The 16,693-nt window shown below is 68.3% G+C and carries 17 protein-coding genes; 10 read left to right on the top strand and 7 right to left on the bottom strand.

What is annotated here, in order from left to right; translation table 11 throughout:
- Nucleotides 1-89: 89 nt before the first annotated feature.
- A complete protein-coding gene (locus tag ACFWUU_RS27815; protein WP_380179622.1) occupies nt 90-1,550 on the top strand; it encodes a M81 family metallopeptidase in 1,461 nt (486 codons plus the stop codon).
- Nucleotides 1,551-2,285: 735 nt separating this feature from the next.
- Here the strand turns inward: ACFWUU_RS27815 and ACFWUU_RS27810 are convergent.
- Entirely contained in the window at nt 2,286-2,873 is a 588-nt protein-coding gene (locus ACFWUU_RS27810) for a TetR/AcrR family transcriptional regulator (protein WP_380179620.1), read from the bottom strand.
- A 56-nt stretch (nt 2,874-2,929) separates the two neighbouring features.
- Between ACFWUU_RS27810 and ACFWUU_RS27805 the strand changes: the two genes are divergently transcribed.
- The 5 genes from ACFWUU_RS27805 to ACFWUU_RS27785 are packed head-to-tail and all read left to right on the top strand — an operon-like array spanning nt 2,930 to nt 7,395.
- Nucleotides 2,930-4,171, top strand: coding sequence for an acyl-CoA dehydrogenase family protein (locus ACFWUU_RS27805; protein ID WP_380179618.1), 1,242 nt, complete (start codon nt 2,930-2,932; stop codon nt 4,169-4,171).
- Nucleotides 4,168-4,947: an SDR family NAD(P)-dependent oxidoreductase gene (locus ACFWUU_RS27800; protein ID WP_380179616.1), complete on the top strand. Its 780-nt coding sequence runs from the start codon at nt 4,168-4,170 to the stop codon at nt 4,945-4,947. Before ACFWUU_RS27805 ends, ACFWUU_RS27800 begins: the two co-directional genes overlap by 4 nt.
- Nucleotides 4,940-5,989 carry a phosphotransferase family protein gene (locus ACFWUU_RS27795; RefSeq protein ID WP_380179614.1) on the top strand — a complete coding sequence of 350 codons (1,050 nt, stop codon included), beginning with the start codon at nt 4,940-4,942 and terminating at the stop codon, nt 5,987-5,989. The genes ACFWUU_RS27800 and ACFWUU_RS27795 overlap by 8 nt, the downstream gene beginning before the upstream one ends.
- Nucleotides 5,990-6,643: a histidine phosphatase family protein gene (locus ACFWUU_RS27790; RefSeq protein ID WP_380179612.1), complete on the top strand. Its 654-nt coding sequence runs from the start codon at nt 5,990-5,992 to the stop codon at nt 6,641-6,643.
- A gap of 8 nt (nt 6,644-6,651) precedes the next feature.
- Nucleotides 6,652-7,395 (top strand): SDR family oxidoreductase, encoded by a 744-nt coding sequence (locus tag ACFWUU_RS27785; protein ID WP_380179610.1) that lies wholly within the window; start codon nt 6,652-6,654, stop codon nt 7,393-7,395.
- A gap of 4 nt (nt 7,396-7,399) precedes the next feature.
- Here ACFWUU_RS27785 and ACFWUU_RS27780 read toward each other — a convergent pair whose 3' ends face one another.
- Nucleotides 7,400-8,050 (bottom strand): hemerythrin domain-containing protein, encoded by a 651-nt coding sequence (locus ACFWUU_RS27780; RefSeq protein WP_380179608.1) that lies wholly within the window; start codon nt 8,048-8,050, stop codon nt 7,400-7,402.
- A 137-nt stretch (nt 8,051-8,187) separates the two neighbouring features.
- On the opposite strand from ACFWUU_RS27780, the gene ACFWUU_RS27775 reads away from it, so the two are divergent.
- Nucleotides 8,188-9,153, top strand: a complete 966-nt coding sequence (locus tag ACFWUU_RS27775; RefSeq protein WP_380179606.1) for an LLM class F420-dependent oxidoreductase — start codon at nt 8,188-8,190, stop codon at nt 9,151-9,153.
- Nucleotides 9,154-9,255: 102 nt separating this feature from the next.
- On the opposite strand, the gene ACFWUU_RS27770 is transcribed toward ACFWUU_RS27775, so the two are convergent.
- From ACFWUU_RS27770 to ACFWUU_RS27750, 5 genes are read right to left on the bottom strand one after another with little or no spacing between them, the layout of a single operon-like run.
- The gene (locus ACFWUU_RS27770) at nt 9,256-9,885 is read right to left on the bottom strand and encodes a hypothetical protein (RefSeq protein WP_380179604.1); all 630 of its coding nucleotides are present in this window, start codon (nt 9,883-9,885) and stop codon (nt 9,256-9,258) included.
- A 21-nt stretch (nt 9,886-9,906) separates the two neighbouring features.
- Nucleotides 9,907-10,329, bottom strand: a complete 423-nt coding sequence (locus tag ACFWUU_RS27765) for an MmcQ/YjbR family DNA-binding protein (RefSeq protein ID WP_380179602.1) — start codon at nt 10,327-10,329, stop codon at nt 9,907-9,909.
- Between the two features lie 10 nt (nt 10,330-10,339).
- Complete coding sequence (locus tag ACFWUU_RS27760; protein ID WP_380179600.1) at nt 10,340-10,963, bottom strand: hypothetical protein; 624 nt, start codon at nt 10,961-10,963, stop codon at nt 10,340-10,342.
- Nucleotides 10,960-12,837: a sensor histidine kinase gene (locus ACFWUU_RS27755; protein ID WP_380179598.1), complete on the bottom strand. Its 1,878-nt coding sequence runs from the start codon at nt 12,835-12,837 to the stop codon at nt 10,960-10,962. Before ACFWUU_RS27755 ends, ACFWUU_RS27760 begins: the two co-directional genes overlap by 4 nt.
- Complete coding sequence (locus ACFWUU_RS27750; protein ID WP_380179596.1) at nt 12,827-13,522, bottom strand: response regulator transcription factor; 696 nt, start codon at nt 13,520-13,522, stop codon at nt 12,827-12,829. Before ACFWUU_RS27750 ends, ACFWUU_RS27755 begins: the two co-directional genes overlap by 11 nt.
- Nucleotides 13,523-13,635: 113 nt before the next feature.
- On the opposite strand from ACFWUU_RS27750, the gene ACFWUU_RS27745 reads away from it, so the two are divergent.
- Genes ACFWUU_RS27745 through ACFWUU_RS27735 form a run of 3 tightly spaced genes read left to right on the top strand, consistent with a single transcriptional unit; the run spans nt 13,636 to nt 16,678 of the window.
- Nucleotides 13,636-14,700, top strand: coding sequence for a hypothetical protein (locus ACFWUU_RS27745; protein ID WP_380179594.1), 1,065 nt, complete (start codon nt 13,636-13,638; stop codon nt 14,698-14,700).
- Nucleotides 14,697-15,989: a peptidoglycan-binding protein gene (locus ACFWUU_RS27740; protein WP_380179592.1), complete on the top strand. Its 1,293-nt coding sequence runs from the start codon at nt 14,697-14,699 to the stop codon at nt 15,987-15,989. The genes ACFWUU_RS27745 and ACFWUU_RS27740 overlap by 4 nt, the downstream gene beginning before the upstream one ends.
- On the top strand, nt 15,986-16,678 hold the full coding sequence (locus ACFWUU_RS27735) for an ABC transporter ATP-binding protein (RefSeq protein WP_380179590.1): 693 nt from the start codon (nt 15,986-15,988) through the stop codon (nt 16,676-16,678). The genes ACFWUU_RS27740 and ACFWUU_RS27735 overlap by 4 nt, the downstream gene beginning before the upstream one ends.
- Nucleotides 16,679-16,693 lie beyond the last annotated feature (15 nt).

Raw genomic sequence — 16,693 nt, 5'->3', positions numbered from 1 at the left:
GCCGGGCAGCGGCTTTCGACAGGTTCGGGATGTTCAAATCCGGCCAACAGGCAGTGCGCGAAACGGCTCGGTTGTGGCAGGTTTTAGACATGAACCTTCGGATCGGCATTGCCGGGATCGCCATCGAGTCCAGTACGTTCTCGCCGCATCGGGCCGGGCCGGCCGATTTCGACGTACGGCGTGGGGACCACCTGATGGAGCGGTACGAGTTCCTCGGGAAGGACTGGGCGCAGGGAATCGAGTGGGTCCCGCTGCTGCACGCCCGGTCGCTGCCGGGCGGCGCCGTACTGCCGGAGGTGTACGACGACCTGTCGGCGGAGATCATCACGCGCACCGAAGGGGCCGGTGAGCTGGACGGGTTCTTCTTCGACATCCACGGCGCGATGAGCGTGGTCGGGCGGCAGGACGCGGAGGCCGATCTCGCCACGCGGATCCGGGCCGTGATCGGTCCCGACGTACTGATGTCGGCGTCGATGGACCTGCACGGGAACGTGTCCCGCGAGCTCGGTACGGCGGTGGATCTGATCACCTGCTACCGGATGGCGCCGCACGAGGACGCGATGGAGAGCCGCGAGCGGGCGTTGCGGAACCTGGTGGAGCGGCTGCGTTCCGGGCTCGGGAAGCCGGGGAAGGCGTGGATCCAGGTGCCGGTGCTACTGCCCGGCGAGAAGACGTCGACGCGCCTCGAGCCGGCGAAGTCGATCTATCGCCGGGTCGGCGAGATCGCGGACGAGCCCGGGGTGCTGGATGCGGCGGTGTGGGTCGGGTACGCGTGGGCCGATGAGCCGCGGTGCCGGGCTGCTGTTGTTGTGACTGGTGATGATTCTGCTCTGATCACTGCGCGCGCTGCTGAGCTGGCTGCTGCGTACTGGGATGCGCGCGACGGGTTCGAATTCGTTGCGCCGACGGGGGCCTTGCAGGAGTGCGTGTCCGCGGGTCTTGCCAGCACCGCCCGCCCGTTCCTGATCAGCGACTCCGGCGACAACCCGACCGCCGGCGGCGCAGGCGACACCTCGTGGACGCTCGGCCAGCTGCTCGCGATCGAGGAGTTGACCTCAGGCAAGGCGACGGCGATCCACGCCAGCATCACCGACCCCGCAGCTGTTGCGGCTTGCGTCGCGGCCGGCGTCGGCAATTCCGTTGAGGTAACCGCAGGAGGCAAGGTCGACAACATTCCGGCTGGCCCGGTCCCCATGTCCGGCACAGTCTTCTCCATCTCGGAGGACCCGGTCGGCGGCACAGTCGCGGTGGTGAAGGTCGGCGGCCTCCACTCGATCCTCACCACCCGCCGCAAGCCGTACCACCACATCGCCGACTTCACGTTGCTAGGCCTCGACCCCTCGGCAACGGATCTGGTCATCGTGAAGATCGGCTACCTCGAGCCCGAGCTCTACAACCTCGCGGCTGATTGGCTGCTGGCCCTGACCCCCGGCGGCGTAGACCAGGACCTCCTCCGCCTCGGCCACCACGGTGTACTCCGCCCTCTGTTCCCCTTCGACCCAGACATGTCCACCCCAGACCTCACCCCCGAACTCCTCCCCAACAGCTGACCCCCGCGGGCTACGCGGGCGCTCCGCTCGTCACTCCGTTCCTCACCCGCACCTGCTACGCCCGCACCCCGCCCACCCCCGGCTCAGCGCCGTGCATCCCCTTCCGGCTATCGCCGGACCTGCCGGCTGCCGCCGGGGGTTTCGGCTTGTCGCCGGTGCTTCCGGCTGCCGCCGGACTGTGCGCGCTGCCGCGCGGTGACTGCCATGTGCTGCCGTCGACTCGTGTCGAACAGGCGACCGGTGTTCGTGCGTGCCGCGGGTGGGGGGGGTCCGACCCGTTGACTCGTCCGGCCCGTCGGCGACTCTCTGCCGGCTGCGTCGGCCGGCTCTCCCGATCAAGCCGCATCGCCTGCTCAGCTGCGGCCGACGACTGCCAGCCGGGTCCGTCGACAGCAGCCTTCCGCCGACGCCCCGCCGAGGACATCGGCCGGACCTCCGGACCAAGCCGCATCGCTTACCCAGCTGCGGCTGCGGTCCCAGCAGCGGGTTCGTCGCGGGGCGTTCGTTCCACCGAGCGTGGTCGCGCGTGGCGATAAGCCCGTAGTCGACCGCGGGCGGCAGCCCGCTAGGCGCCGGCGGCAGCCGGCAGGTCCGGCGGGAGCCGGATGCCCCGGCGATAGCCGGAAGGGGATGCACGGCGATGAGCCGGGGGTGGGCGGGTGCGCGCGTAGTGGGCGCGCTGAGGAGCGGAGCGACGAAGGAAGCGTCCGCGGAGCCCGCGGGGGACTCCCGCGGCTAGAGCTTGCGCAAGGTGTGGAGCGCGTCGATGGCGTGGTTGATCAAGTAGTTCGCGTCGTACGGGCGGTCGGCCTCGGGCGGCCCGGACCACTCGATCGCGAGGTCCTCGGCGTACGAGAGCCAGGCATGAATCCGCAGGTAATCCAGCGACGTCGGCTCGTCGGCGACCTCGGGGGTGCCGATGTACGTCAGCACCCGCTTCGTAAGCCCAGCACGAGTCTCGTCGTACACCTCGACCGCGAAATCGTCCCCACCAGCAGCACCCCGCACGAACGAGATGTACGCCGTACGTCGCCGCTCGATGAACGCGACGAACTGCGTCAGCATCTCCCGGAGCTGTTCCTCCGGTGGAAGGGACTCGTCAGGCTTGGTGACCCGGAGGAGCCGCCGCCCGGCCGCGGAGATGACGGCGACGTAGTAGTCGCGTTTGCTCGGAAAGTAATGGAACAACAGACCGCGCGAGATCCCGGCCTGGCCGGCGATGGCATCGATCGACAGCTCGTGGATCGGTTGGGTCCGCAGCATCATCAGGCCGATCTTGACCAGTTGCTTCTTGCGGTCGTCCGCCGACAGCCGGTGATCCATGCTATTGAGCATTGCTTAGAAGCTGAGCTACGGTCAAGGCGAGGAGAGGAGTCTTGATGGGGTTCGAACCTTCGGCCCGGGCTCAGGATCTGGTCGCGCGGGTGGACGCCTTCCTGCGGACCGAGATCGAGCCGGTCGAGGCGGAGCTGCAGACCGCGATCCGTACCGCCGGTGACCCGTGGCAGCCGCAACCGATGATCAAGGACCTGCAGGCGAAGGCGCGCGACGCCGGCTTGTGGAACCTGTTCCTGCCACCCGCCGAGCCGGGCAACGAGCAGTACGGCGAAGGCCTCAGCAACCTCGACTACGCCCCGATCGCCGAGCTCACCGGCCGGTCGTTCATCGCGCCGTACATCTTCAACTGCAACGCGCCGGACACCGGCAACATGGAGGTCCTGCTCCGCTACGGCACCGACGAGCAGAAGAAGCAGTGGCTGGAGCCGTTGCTCGACGGCACGATCCGGTCCGCGTTCTGCATGACCGAGCCGGACGTCGCGTCCTCCGACGCCACGAACATGGAGGCAACCGCGGTCGTTGACGGCGACGAGGTCGTGATCAACGGCCGCAAGTGGTGGAGCACGGGCGTCGGCCACCCGGACTGCCAACTCCTCATCTTCATGGGCCTGACCGATCCCGATGCCCACCGGTACGCGCGCCACACGATGGTCCTCGTCCCGCGCGACACCCCCGGCGTGAAGGTCGAGCGCCTGCTGCCGGCGATGCACAGGTACGACGAACCGCACGGCCACGGCGAGGTCTCGTTCACCGAGGTCCGCGTCCCGGCGTCGAACATCCTCATGGGACCGGGCCGCGCCTTCGAGATCGCACAAGGTCGTCTCGGTCCGGGCCGCGTCCATCACTGCATGCGGCTGATCGGCCTGGCGGAGAAGGCGCTCGAGCTCGCTCTGCAACGAGGAACCAGCCGTACTGCGTTCGGCAAGCCGCTCGTGAACCTCGGCGGCAACCGCGAGCGGATCGCCGACGCGCGGATCGCGATCAACCAGGCACGCTTGCTCGTGCTGCAAACGGCGTACCTGCTCGACACCGAAGGGCTCGCGGGTGCGTTGAGCGAGGTGAGCCAGATCAAGGTCGCCGTACCGCGGATGGCGCAGGACGTCATCGACATGGCGATCCAGCTGCACGGCGGCGGCGGGCTGTCCGACGACTTCCCGCTCGCGGCCGCGTGGACGAGTGCGCGCGCGTTGCGACTGGCCGACGGGCCCGACGAGGTGCATCGTGGGGTGATCGCGAGGATCGAGCTCGCGTCGTACCTGTCTGCTGTTCAGGAGGGCAAGTGAGCCGAGTCCTCGTCACCGGCGGCGCGAGTGGTCTGGGCGCCGCGCTGGTTTCCCAGTTTGTTGCTGAGGGCCACCAAGTCCTGACCACCGACGTCGGCGAGGACGGCGAGGGTACGGCGTACCTCAAGCTCGACGTCCGCCGGCCGGAGGACTGGGATGCCGCGGTCGCGTGGTGCGAGCAGAACTGGGGCGGCCTCGACATCCTGGTGAACAACGCCGGAATCGCGACCGGCGGGCGGATCGACGTCGAGACGCTGGACGAGTGGGACCGGGTCGTCGACATCAACCTGATGGGTGTGGTGCGCGGCTGCCGCGCGTTCGCGCCGCTGTTCAAGCGGCAGCGCTCGGGCCACATCGTGAACACCGCGTCCGCGGCCGGGCTGGTCCACCCGCCGATGATGAGCTCGTACAACACGGTCAAGGCCGGCGTGGTCGCGCTGTCGGAGACGTTGTCGCACGAGCTCTATCCGTACGGCGTGACCGTGTCCGTCGTCTGCCCGTCGTTCTTCCGGACCAACCTCGCCGACTCGATCCGCGGCGCCGACAGTGCGATGGGCGCGACCGCGCGGCAGCTGATCGAGAAGTCCCCACGGTCGGCGGACGACATCGCGACCGCTGTGCTCGCCGGGATCAAGAAGAAGCAGTTCCTGATCATCCCGGACCGGCCGGCCGCGATGGCCTGGCGTACGAAGAGGTTCGCGCGGCCGTTGTACAACCGGCAGATGCGCAAGATCGCGGAGCGTGCACGGCAGCGGGCCGAGACGTCGAATGGGTGATGCCGCGCGGGCGGTCCGGGACGAGGATGCGTTCGACGTACGCGCCGTCGACGCGTGGCTGCGGGAGCGGACGAAGCTGCCCGACGCTCTGCCCGAGGTGAAGCAGTTCACCAGTGGCGCGTCCAACCTGACCTACCTGTTGGGCTATCCAGGTCGCGACCTGATCCTGCGCCGGCCGCCGGCCGGGACGAAGGCGAAGAGTGCGCACGACATGGGCCGCGAGTACCGGATCCAGGCGGGCCTCAAGCCGGTGTTCCGGTACGTCCCGGAGATGGTTGCCCATTGCAACGACGATGCGGTGATCGGTTCCGAGTTCTACGTGATGGAGCGGGTCGCGGGCACGATCCCGGGACACCACAAGCTCGGCGTCGACCTGACTTCCGAGCAGACGAGGCAGCTCGGCTTCACGTTGATCGACACGCTCGCCGAGCTGCATGCGGTCGACCCTGCCGCGGCCGGGCTTTCCGATCTCGGTCGCGGCGCGGGGTACGTCGAGCGCCAGGTCACCGGCTGGTCCGACCGGTACCGCAAGGCGAAGACCTGGAACGTGCCCAGCTACGAACGCGTGATGGCGTGGCTCGCGGCGAACCAGCCGGCCGACGTACGGACGTGCGTTATCCACAACGACTTCCGCCTCGACAACGTCGTACTCGCGCCGGACGATCCGCTGCACGTGGTCGGCGTACTCGACTGGGAGCTGGCGACGCTCGGCGATCCGCTGATGGATCTCGGCAGCGCGCTCGCGTACTGGGTGCAGGCCGACGACGACTGGGCGTTCCGCCGGTTCCGGCTCCAGCCGTCCGACGTACCCGGGATGCTGACCCGGGACGAGATCGTCGAGTACTACGCGAAGCGGTCGGGGATCGTGGCGGACAACTGGGCGTTCTACGAGGTGTTCGGGCTGTTCCGGCTGGCGGTGATCGCGCAGCAGATCTACTACCGCTACCACCACAAGCAGACCCGGAACCCGCGGTTCAAGAACTTCTGGCTCCCGGTCAACCTGCTCGAGCGGCGCTGCCGTCGCATCATCCGGCAGGCGTAGATGGCGGTCATCTACCTGATCCGGCACGCGCAGGCGTCATTCGGCGCCCGCGACTACGACAAGCTGTCATCGCTGGGTGAGCAGCAGGCTGCACGGCTGGGCGAGACGCTGTCGGACGTGAAGCCGGATCTTGTGGTTGCAGGTTCGATGCGCAGGCATGAGCAGACGGCGACGCTCGCCGGATTCACGCCTGAGGTCGACAACGGGTACGACGAGTTCGACCACGAGCAGGTGATCATCGCGCACAAACCGGCGTACCGCGTGCGGCCGGTGATGCTTGCGGATCTGGCGCGGACCGGGAACCCGCAGCGGGCGTTCCAGGACATGTTCACAGCGGCCACGCAGCGGTGGATCGACGGCGGCGACGGGTACACCGAGAGCTTTGCGGGGTTCTGCGAGCGGTCCGAGTCGGCGGTACGGCGTACTGCCGAGCGACTCGGCAAGGGCGGAACGGCGCTGGTGTTCACGTCGGGCGGGCCGATCGCGGCCGTGGTGAGCCGGCTGCTGTCCGGCGGGGACGGGCTGTGGGCGAAGCTGAACCCGGTGACGATCAACACCGCGATCACCAAGGTCGTGTCCGGGCGGGGCGGGCTGACTGTGGTGAGCTACAACGAGCATGTCCACGTCGGCGCTGAGATGCTCTCCTATAGGTAAGGATCGCGATGCGACGGAACATCCTGATCACGGGTGCCAGTTCGGGGCTCGGTGCGGAGATGGCGCGGCAGTTCGCCGCGAAGGGGCACAATCTGGCGCTGACTGCACGCCGTACGGAGCGGTTGGAGGCGCTGCAGGCTGAGCTGGTCTCGCGTTATCCACAGGTCCAGGCAGTTATCCACAGCCTGGATGTGAACGATCACGACCAGGTGTTCGAGGTGTTCCGCAAGATCGACGCCGAGCTGCCGCTGGACCGGATCGTCGTCAACGCCGGCCTCGGTAAGGGCGCTCCGCTCGGCACCGGCCGCTTCGACGCGAACCGTCAGACGGCGCTGACGAACTTCGTCGGTGCCCTCGCTCAGGCGGAGGCGGCCATGGAGCTCTTCCGTTCCCGGAACGCCGGGCACCTGGTCTTCATCTCGTCGATCTCCGGGCTGCGCGGGCTGCCGAAGACGGTGACGACGTACGCCGCGACCAAGGCCGGGATCGCCTCACTCGCCGAGGGCCTGCGGATGGAGCTGCTCGGGAAGCCGATCAAGGTCAGCACGATCTATCCCGGCTACATCCGCTCCGAGATGAACGAGCATGTCGCGAACACCCCGCTGATCGTGGACACCGAACCCGGCGTACGGGCGATCGTCGCCGCGATCGAGTCCGAGAAGTCGAAGGCGTACGTGCCGCCGTGGCCGTGGGCGCCGCTGGCTCAGGTGATGCGGTTCGCGCCACTCGCCGTACTGAAGAGGATGCTGTGACGCGTCACCGGGCTCTGACCTTCGAGATGTAGCGGCGGTACCTGGGCTCGATCACCGGCTTGACCAGCAGGCGCAGAGGCAGCGGCAGGCCGGCGAGCATCAGGATGCGCTCGTCGGCGTCGCAGTCCTCGAGAACCGCGCCGAACATCAACGGGAGCTGGTTCGGCCGCATCGCGCGCCGGGCGTGTTCGCCGAGCCGGGCCCACTCCGCGGGGGTGATGTGCTCGGCGACCAGTGGGAGGATCTCGGCCTCTTCCTCCGCGAGGTGCGTGAGTACGGCGGCGTTGATGGCGTCGAGGACCTGTGCCAACTCTTCGGCTGTGGACGGGTCCCAGGTCGGGAGAATCCGCTCTGCATCGGCGACCAGGGACGCGAGTTCGGTGTGCTGGGCCTCCATCCGCTTGGTCAGCTCAGCGCTGGACTCGACCCGAGTTGCGAGCAGCGGCCACAACTCCGCGTCCTCACCCTCGTGGTGGAAATGCAGCCCGTCGAGGACCAGTCGGGCATGGTCGGCGACGATCTTCCGCCGCTCGTGGTCGTCCTCCGGTACGCCGCGCACGTAGTCCGGCAGTACGGCGAACTCGCGGCGGAACACGCGATGGACGACGAGCATCTCGCGAATGTCGGCCTGCTCGGTCGTGTTGATCCCGGTCATGCGACTCCCCACCCGGTCGGTCCTCCCCTTGACGTCAGAAGCGTAGGCGCGCGTCGTCTGCCGGCAATTGAACTCGCGAGGAACATCTCGCGCCTCGCTCCCCGCGTCCGGCGCTGCCGGAGAGGATGATGGACCGCATGCCTGCTGATGCTCAGAAGCGTTGGGGTCTGACTGTTCCGCTGACCGGGGTGCCGCTGCGGGATCATCGCGCGCTGATCTCCTCGTTGTTCGAGCTGGGGTATACGGATCTGTGGTCGGCGGAGGTGGCTGGGGCGGATGCGTTCACGCCGCTCGTGCTGGCGTCGGAGTGGGATCAGCGGTTGCGGCTCGGGACGGCCGTCGTACCGGTGCATACGAGGGGGCCGGCTGCGCTGGCGATGAGCGCGGCGGCGTTGGCGGATCTGGCGCCGGGGCGGTTCGTGCTCGGGATCGGGGCGTCGTCGGAGACGATCGTGACCGGGTGGAACGGGATCGCTTATGACCCGCCGTTCGCGCGGACCCGCGACGTACTGCGGTTTCTGCGGCAGGCGTTCGCGGGGGAGAAGGTGGACGGGTCGTTCGACAGCTTCACGATCAACCGCTTCCGGTTGGAGAAGGCGCCGGAGGTGCCGCCGGCGCTGATGCTCGCCGCGCTCCGGCCGCAGATGCTGCGGTTGGCGGCGCGGGAGGCCGATGGGGCGATCACGAACTGGCTGTCGGCGGACGATGTGCGCCAGGTGCGGGCTGAGCTGGGGGCTGACAAGGAGCTGGCTGCGCGGATCTTCGTGTGTGTCACGGAGGATGCGGAGATGGCGCGGAACATCGGGCGGTTCTTGATCGCGACGTACTTGACGGTGCCTGGGTACGCCGCTTTCCACGACTGGTTGGGCCGCGGTACGGCGATGAAACCCATGCGCGACGCGTGGGCCGCGGGAGACCGCAACGCCGCGATGGCCGCCGTACCCGTCGAGGTCCTAGACGACCTGATCGTCCACGGCACACCGGAACAATGCCGCACCCACATCAACCGCTATGTAGAAAACGGCCTGGACACCCCCATAATCGCCGCCCTCCCCACCGGCACCAACTTGCTGGACACAGCCCGAGCCCTCGCCCCCAACTAAAGGACACGCTCCGCGGCGGCTGTTTGCTGGCCGCCTCCGGCGGCGGGCGCGGCGTCTTGGGGGAGCTGGTGATGTGCGCGAACGGAGCGGGTGGGTCCGCGGTTAGTTGGTGGTGGTTGATTTGGTGGTGATGGTGAAGGCTCGGATGCAGATCGGGTCCGGGGAGATTTGGCTGACTACCAGGAAGCCGGTGACTGTTGCGCCTTTGGAGGTGCCGGACAGGGGGATGGTGAAGATGGGGGCGTGACCGGTGGGGGTGCCGGGGGTGAGTTTGGTGGGTGGGCCTACGAGGGTTTGCATCAGGAGGGGGATCACCTGTTGCGATTCCCTGCACGCGTACGCTGCGGCGCCCTTGGAGTTGTTCGCGTTCAGTTGGGCTACGAAGCGGCGGCCTAGGTCGGCGACAGAGGTTGCCGGAGGTGTCGAAGTGGGCTTGGTCGCGGGGGTGCTCGGCTTTGTGGGCTTGGAGGCCGTGGGATGAGTCGTCGTCGCGGGCGGGGGTGCGACCGACTTACTTGGGGCGGGGTTCGACTTGGAGTCCTGGTGGTTGGCGACCAGGCGGTAGGCGAGTATGCCGACGGCGCCGATGGCAACGAAGATCAGGAGGACGATCAGCGCGATGATCAGGCCGGCTCGGCTCTTGCGAGGTGGTTGGCCGTATGGCGGGGCTGACTTGAAGTTGCTGGGTTGGGGTTGCCAGCTGTAGTTCGGGCCGGGCGGCGTTGAGCTCACGGGAATAGTGTGGCAGCGCGGTCAGCTCAAGCGGTGTTCTTTGAGCCACGTCGTTGCGCGGCGGTTGGAGGCTCTCGAGAGCCAGGCGTCCTGGATGATCTCGGTGAGTTCCTGCTTCGAGATCTCGGGCAGTTGGCTGCCGCGGACGAGGACGGACGGATGGCCGTCGAAGTGGGGTGTGGTGAAGAACGGGGTCGACTCGTCCGAGACCAGGGCCAGCTTCTCGTCCTCGGATTCGACCCAGATCATGATCACGTCGTCGTACTTCTCGCCGGTGTCCGGATCGACGGCGTCCGGTCGCGGCGTACGGAAGAAGACGAACGACTTCCCGCCGACCTGGTAGACCGGGCGATCGGTGCCGTCGTCGCGTTCCCACTTGGTGACGTGCGGCATCCCCGATGCGATCTCGTGTACGTCGGCCACGCGGGCCTTCTTCGGTGCCATTCGCAACCAGTTAGTGCGCGAGCGAGGTCAGGCGAACGCAGAGCGGACGGGTCGGCTGGTCCATGATGTCGACGGTACCCGCCAGCGGTACGCCGCCCTTCGTGGTGCCGGAGAACGGGACCGAGATCCGCGGGTAGTAGCTGCTCACCGAGGCGGCGGGTCCGCTGACCGCCAGCCTGGTCGGCGGGTCGATCATGACGATGAGCTGGCCGGCCAGCAGGTTCTTGCTGTCCGCGCAGGCGAGCGTGGTCGCGTGCTTCTGGTCGTTCGCGTTGAGGTACGCGAGGAACCTGGTGGCGAGCGTCGTGGCCTCGGTGAGGCGCGGGCCGCCCGGGGTCTCGGACGGTTGAGCAGACGGCTGCGCTGGCGCCGTCGGCCGGGCAGCCGCGGGGGACGGCGCGGTCGGACCGCCCGGGTCGTCACCACCCATGAGGCCGGGCAGGAGCAGCGCCACGACGCCGAGGAACACGATGATGCCGGCAGCCGCGATCACGACGTACAGCGTGGTCCGCGGACTCTTGCGACGCGGCGCGAAGCCGGGTGCGTATCCCCGCCCGTCCCAGGCCGGTCCGCCCGGGGGCTGTTGCTGCGAGCCACTGTTCTGCGGGCCGGACGAGTACGGAGGCTGTGTCACCCGGACAGTGTGGCAGCCGCAGGGAGCCAGATCGTGAAGGTGGAGCCGGAGCCCAGCCGGCTGGCGACTGTGATCTTCCCGCCGTGCGCCTCGGCCAGGTGCTTGGTGATCGCCAACCCGAGCCCGCTTCCGCCGGTACTGCGACTGCGGGAGTGCTCGGCCCGGTAGAAGCGGTCGAACACATACGGCAGGTGCTCCTCGGCGATCCCCGTCCCGTTGTCGGTGACGCTCAGGTTGTAGCCGTCGCCGACCCGCCGTACGCCGACCTGCACCTGACCGCCCGGTGGTGTGTACCGGATCGCGTTGGCGACGAGGTTGCCCAGCGCCTGCCGAATGCGTGCGCTGTCGATGACTGCCGGAGTAGACCCAGAAGCTGTGGACGAAAGGGTGACAGAGGCCTCTTCCGCGGTGGGGCGGTGGGCGGCGACGACTTGCTGGGCGAGTTCGGTGAGGTCGCGGGGAGCGGGGTGGAGGCGGAGCATGCCGGCATCGGCGAGCGCCAGGTCCTGGAGGTCGGCGACCAGGTGCTCGAGCAGCTCAGTCTCTTCCAGCAACGATGTGACGAGCTCGCTGTCGAGCGGAACCACGCCGTCCTCGGACGCGACCAGATACCCCTTGATGTTGGCCAGCGGCGTACGCAGTTCGTGCGCGACGTCGCTCACCATCGCCTTCCGCTGGAAGTCGTGTCGCTGAATCGACTCGGCCATGTCGTTGAACGCGTGCCCGAGCCGCGCGACCTCGTCCTTCCCACTCACCGGTACGCGCGCCGCGTGATCCCCGTTCCGCATCCGCTGCGCGGCACCGGTCAGCGCCACGATCGGACGGACCAGCCGACGACCCGCGAAGATCATCACCAGCGCGGCGATCAGCAGTACGCCGAGCGCGGTCGCCGCCGTACGCAGCAAGCCCTCGCCGGAGAACACGTTGAACGTGCTCTTCGCGCCGAGATACAGCTTCGCCGGCGGAGCGACGTACGGCGTCAACGCCTGCACCCGCGCCTGCGTGGTGCAGTCGAGGAACTTGTCGGTGACGTCACCCTTGGCCTTCGGCTCGACCGACTTCAGGCCCTCGAAGTCGTTGACCAGGTACTTGATGCCCGCGGCATCGAGGCAGGCGGTCGCCCGGCGGATCTCGTCGTCGTTCACCACCTTCGCCTTGGCGCTCGGCGCGTACAGCCCAGGCGGCGTGCACGCGTCGTCGTTCGCCGCGAGGCCCGGCTTCTCCATCACGCGGATCCCGGCGACCGACTGGGTGGACTCGATCATCACCTGTGGAACGCTGCCGGCCTTCGCGACGGTCGCGGACCTGCCTTTCGTCGCCCAGCACGCGACCGCCTTCTGGGCCAGCTGTTCGCGTTGCCGTTGCTCCTCGTCGGTCATGCCCCAGTCGGGGGCGGCGACGAACGGCGGACTTGCCGTCGTCGCCACGAAGCCGCCCGTCGTCCCGGCGGCGAAAGTCTTACGGGCGGTGTAGACCGTCGCGTCCGACAGCGCGGCCAGCTTCGAGACACCCCCGCCGCGTGCGTCGATGGTTGCTGCAGGCACCGATGGGAGTGCCGGCGCGGCGCCGAGCATCCGGGCCGAGTCGGCGATCACCGAGCCGTCGGCGGCGGTGACCGCGACCCGTCGGCCGAGCTTGTCGCCCAGCTCGTGCACGAGTTTGTCCACACCCGACCAGGTCGGGTGGTCCGCGGCGTACTTCGACAGCTGCCCGTAGATCTCGCCGTCGACCTGGAGCTGCCCGGTGTTCGCGTCGATCTCGCCCTGCAGCTTCTCCGACGTGCTGTACGTCGCGATCAACGCGGTCGCTATCACCGCGCCGAGCGCGACCGCCAGCGACAGTCCGAGGAACCGGACGAGCACGCTACGACGCATGGCTGGCCACCTTGTCGGCCAGCTTGTAGCCCACGCCGTACACAGTCTTGAGGTACGTCGGAACCGTCGAGGGCTCGATCTTCTTGCGCAGATTCATCACGTGAACGTCGACGGTGCGGTCGAACACGTAGTGGTCGAACCCGAACGCGTGCTCGAGCAACTGCTGCCGCGAGAACGCACGCCCCGGCGATGCGGCGAGACAGGCAAGGATCTTGAACTCAGCCGGCGTCAGGTCGATCAGCTCCCCGGCCAGCCGGACCTCGTGCCGGCTCGGGTCGATCTCCAGTTCGCCGACGCGGTACACCTCGCCCTCGGCGCGAACGCGGGTCCGCCGCAGTACCGTCCGCACCCGGGCGACGAGCTCGCGCGGGTTGTACGGCTTGGTCAGGTAGTCGTCCGCGCCCAGGTCGAGTCCGAGCAGCAGGTCGTCCTCGGTGGAGCGGGCGGTCAGCATGATGATCGGCACCTCCCCGTCGGCACGCAGTACCCGGCAGACGTCCAGGCCGTCGACCTTCGGCATCATCACGTCGAGCACCAGCAGGTCCGGGCTGCGCCGGCGGGCCTCGTCGATCGCGGCCCGGCCGTCGTGGACGACGACGGTCAGGTGCCCCTCCCGCTCGAGATACCGCCGGATCAGCTCCGCCTGCTTCAGGTCGTCTTCCGCGACCAGGATCCGCGCTGGCATAGCCCTCAATGTCCCCGAAGTTGATGAGAATCCGATGAAGATCGGCTGAGAGCATCGAGTGCAAACCGGTCCTTCACAGGTTCTTCACTGCCGCGGCGGCACGCTCGACCGCCATGAAGACCTCACGAACTGCATCCGCGTTAGCGATCCTGGCCGTCCTCGCGGTGGCCGGCTGCGGGAACGACAAGGCACCGGTCGCGTCCGGCGACCAGAACGGCGACAAGAGCCCGCTGGCGGAGTACATGGGCGAAGGGTTCGTCAGTTCGTCCGGCGGTGGCGGGTTCAAGGTCGCGCTGCGGGCCGGTGGCGGGCAGCAGCCGAGCGAGGAGGAGCTGGCCAAGCAGCGCAAGGTCGAGGACGCCACCGCGTCGTGTATGAAGACGGCCGGCTTCGAGTACGTCGCCGTACCGCCGGAGCAGAACGCGAAGAGCAAGTTCACCGACGCGTTCAACCTGCCGCCGGACAAGTTCGCCCAGCAGTACGGGTACGGCATCAGCACGATCGACTGGTCCAAGGCCGGCGACGACGACACGAACCCGAACACCAAGATCCGCAACGCGCTCTCGCCGGCCGCGCAGAAGGCGTACGACAAGGCGCTGAACGGACCGAACGCGAATGGCAGCGGCGCTGTGGTGATCCAGGGCGGTGGCGACAGCCGGACCAACAGCGGCAAGCAGGATCTCGGCTGCCGGGGCCAGGCGGTCGAGCAGGTCTACGGCAAGGGCCAGGACCGGGCCGCGGACTTCAAGAAGTTCGACAGCCTGTTCAAGGACATCCAGGCGTTGCAGAAGCGGATCGACTCCGACCAGCGGGTCGTCGACGCGACCAGCGCGTGGTCCGACTGCATGGCCGACGCGGGGCATGCCGGATTCACCAAGGTCGACGACCCGCGCACCAAGGTCCAGCAGAAGCTGGACGCGCTGACCGGGAGCACGCCGCCGCCCAAGGGCGGCCCGGGCAAGACCATCACCGGACCGCCGTCGTTCGACAAGGTCGACTCGGCCAAGCTGTCCGAGCTGCGCAAGTTCGAGATCGACCTCGCGGTGGCCGACCAGAAGTGCAAGGCCAAGGGGTACGACGACGCGTACAAGAAGGTGCAGTACGACGCCGAGAAGGAGTTCGTCGACCAGCACAAGGCCGAGCTCGAGTCGTACCGTGACGAGATGGCGAACCGGTGACCGCTTCGCCCAAGTCCCGTCGCCGGGTCCTCGTCAGCGTGGCCGGGATAGCCGTGGCCTCGCTCGGTGTTGGTGTGGTCGCGGGCAGCCGGATCAGCTCGCCGGAGGACGCGGCCGCGAAGACCGCGCCGCCGAAGGCCTCCCAGATCACCGTGCCGGTGGCGAAGAAGGCGCTGTCGAGCAAGGTGGTCGGCCGCGGTGACGCCTCGTTCGACGGCGCGGTGAACATCCGGGTCGAGACGAGCGGGCTCAGTACGCCGGCGATCGTGACCGGGAAGGTACCCGCGGTCGGGTCGACGATCACGGAGGGCAAGGCGCTGCTCGAGATCACCGGCCGGCCGGTGATCGGGCTGGCCGGCGTACTGCCGATGTATCGGTCGCTCTCGCCCGGGAGCAAGGGACCGGACGTGCTGCAACTGGAGCAGACTCTTGACCGGCTCGGGCTCGACCCGGGGACCGTCGACGACGAGTACGACCTCGACACGTCCGCCGCCGTGGAGCGGCTGTACGAGGAGGCCGGGTACGACGCACCTGAGCCGGACAAGCAGCTGACCCAGGAAGTGGACGCCGCGAAGAAGCAGGTCGACGCCGCGAAGAAGCAGCTGCGGCAGGCGCAGGCTCAGCTCAAGGCCGCCAAGGACGCGAAGGCGAAGGACACGTCGGTGCAGCAGGGCGCCGTCGACGACGCCGAGGCGAACCTCGCCGACGCCCAGGACGCGCGGAGCGAGGCCGAGTTCAAGGCCGGTACGCCGCTGCCGGTCGCCGAGGTGGTCTACGTGAAGACGCTGCCGCGCCGGGTCGACGACGTGAAGGTCGAGCGCGGCGGGACGGTGAACGGCGTGGTGATGTCGGCCAGCGGATCGTCCCTGGTCGTGACGTTGAAGGTCGACGCGGAGACGGCGCAGCGGTTGAAGGCCGGCATGGTCGCGTCGCTCGACCTCGACGGTACGGCGATCGCGGCGAAGGTCCGCCGGGTCGCGAAGAACGGCACGACGTACGACGTCGTGGTCGCGCCGAACACGCTGACCGCGAGCCAGCTGGCGCTGCTGCGGGACGCGAACGTGCGGGTGACGATCCCGGTGAAGAGCACGAGCGGCAAGGTTCTCGCCGTACCGCTGGCCGCGTTGTCGTCCGGGTCGGACGGCAGCTCGCGGGTCGAAGTACTGCGGAACGGGCAGGTGGAGCTGGTGCCGGTCACGGTCGGGCTGTCCGCGGACGGGTTCGCGCAGGTCACGCCGAAGGGCGACGCGAAGTTGTCCGACGGCGACCAGGTGGTGGTCGGGAAATGAGCGCGACCGCGGTGGCCCTGCCCGCGCCGGTGGTCGAGATGATCGGCGTACGGCGGTTCTTCGAGGGGCCGCCCGAGGTACGGGCGATCAACGGGGTCGATCTGACCATCGGGCAGGGGGAGTACCTGTCGATCGTCGGGCCGTCCGGGTCGGGGAAGTCGACGTTGCTGCATCTGCTCGGGCTGCTCGACAACCCGACGGGCGGGGTCTATCGGCTCGACGGCGTGGACACGATGAGCCTGCGCGAGCGGCGTCGCGCCGTACTGCGGGGGGAGCGGATCGGGTTCGTGTTCCAGTCGTTCCACCTGCTCGATCACCGGACTGTGCTGGAGAACGTGGCGCTGTCGATGGTGTACGTCGGGGTGCCGCGCCGGGAGCGATTGGCCCGCGCGCGCGTCGCGTTGGAGCGGGTGGGATTGGCGCATCGGATGGAGTTCGCGCCGACGACGCTCTCGGGTGGTGAGCGGCAGCGGGTTGCGATCGCGCGGGCGCTGGTCGCGGAACCGAGCCTGCTGCTGGCGGACGAACCGACCGGCAATTTAGACAGCGCCAACGCGGAGGCGATCCTGCAAGTGTTCGACGAACTGCATTCCGAAGGTATGACGCTGGCCGTCATCACCCACGACGCCCAGGTCAGCCGCCGCGCCCAACGCCAGGTCCGCATCGTCGACGGAACCCTCCAGTGGTAACCCAAGCAGGCCCCC

Origin of the sequence: Kribbella sp. NPDC058693, from assembly GCF_042715335.1 — a bacterium.
GTDB classification, from domain to species: Bacteria; Actinomycetota; Actinomycetes; order Propionibacteriales; family Kribbellaceae; genus Kribbella; species Kribbella jiaozuonensis.
This window is presented reverse-complemented; position numbering and strand designations above follow the sequence as displayed.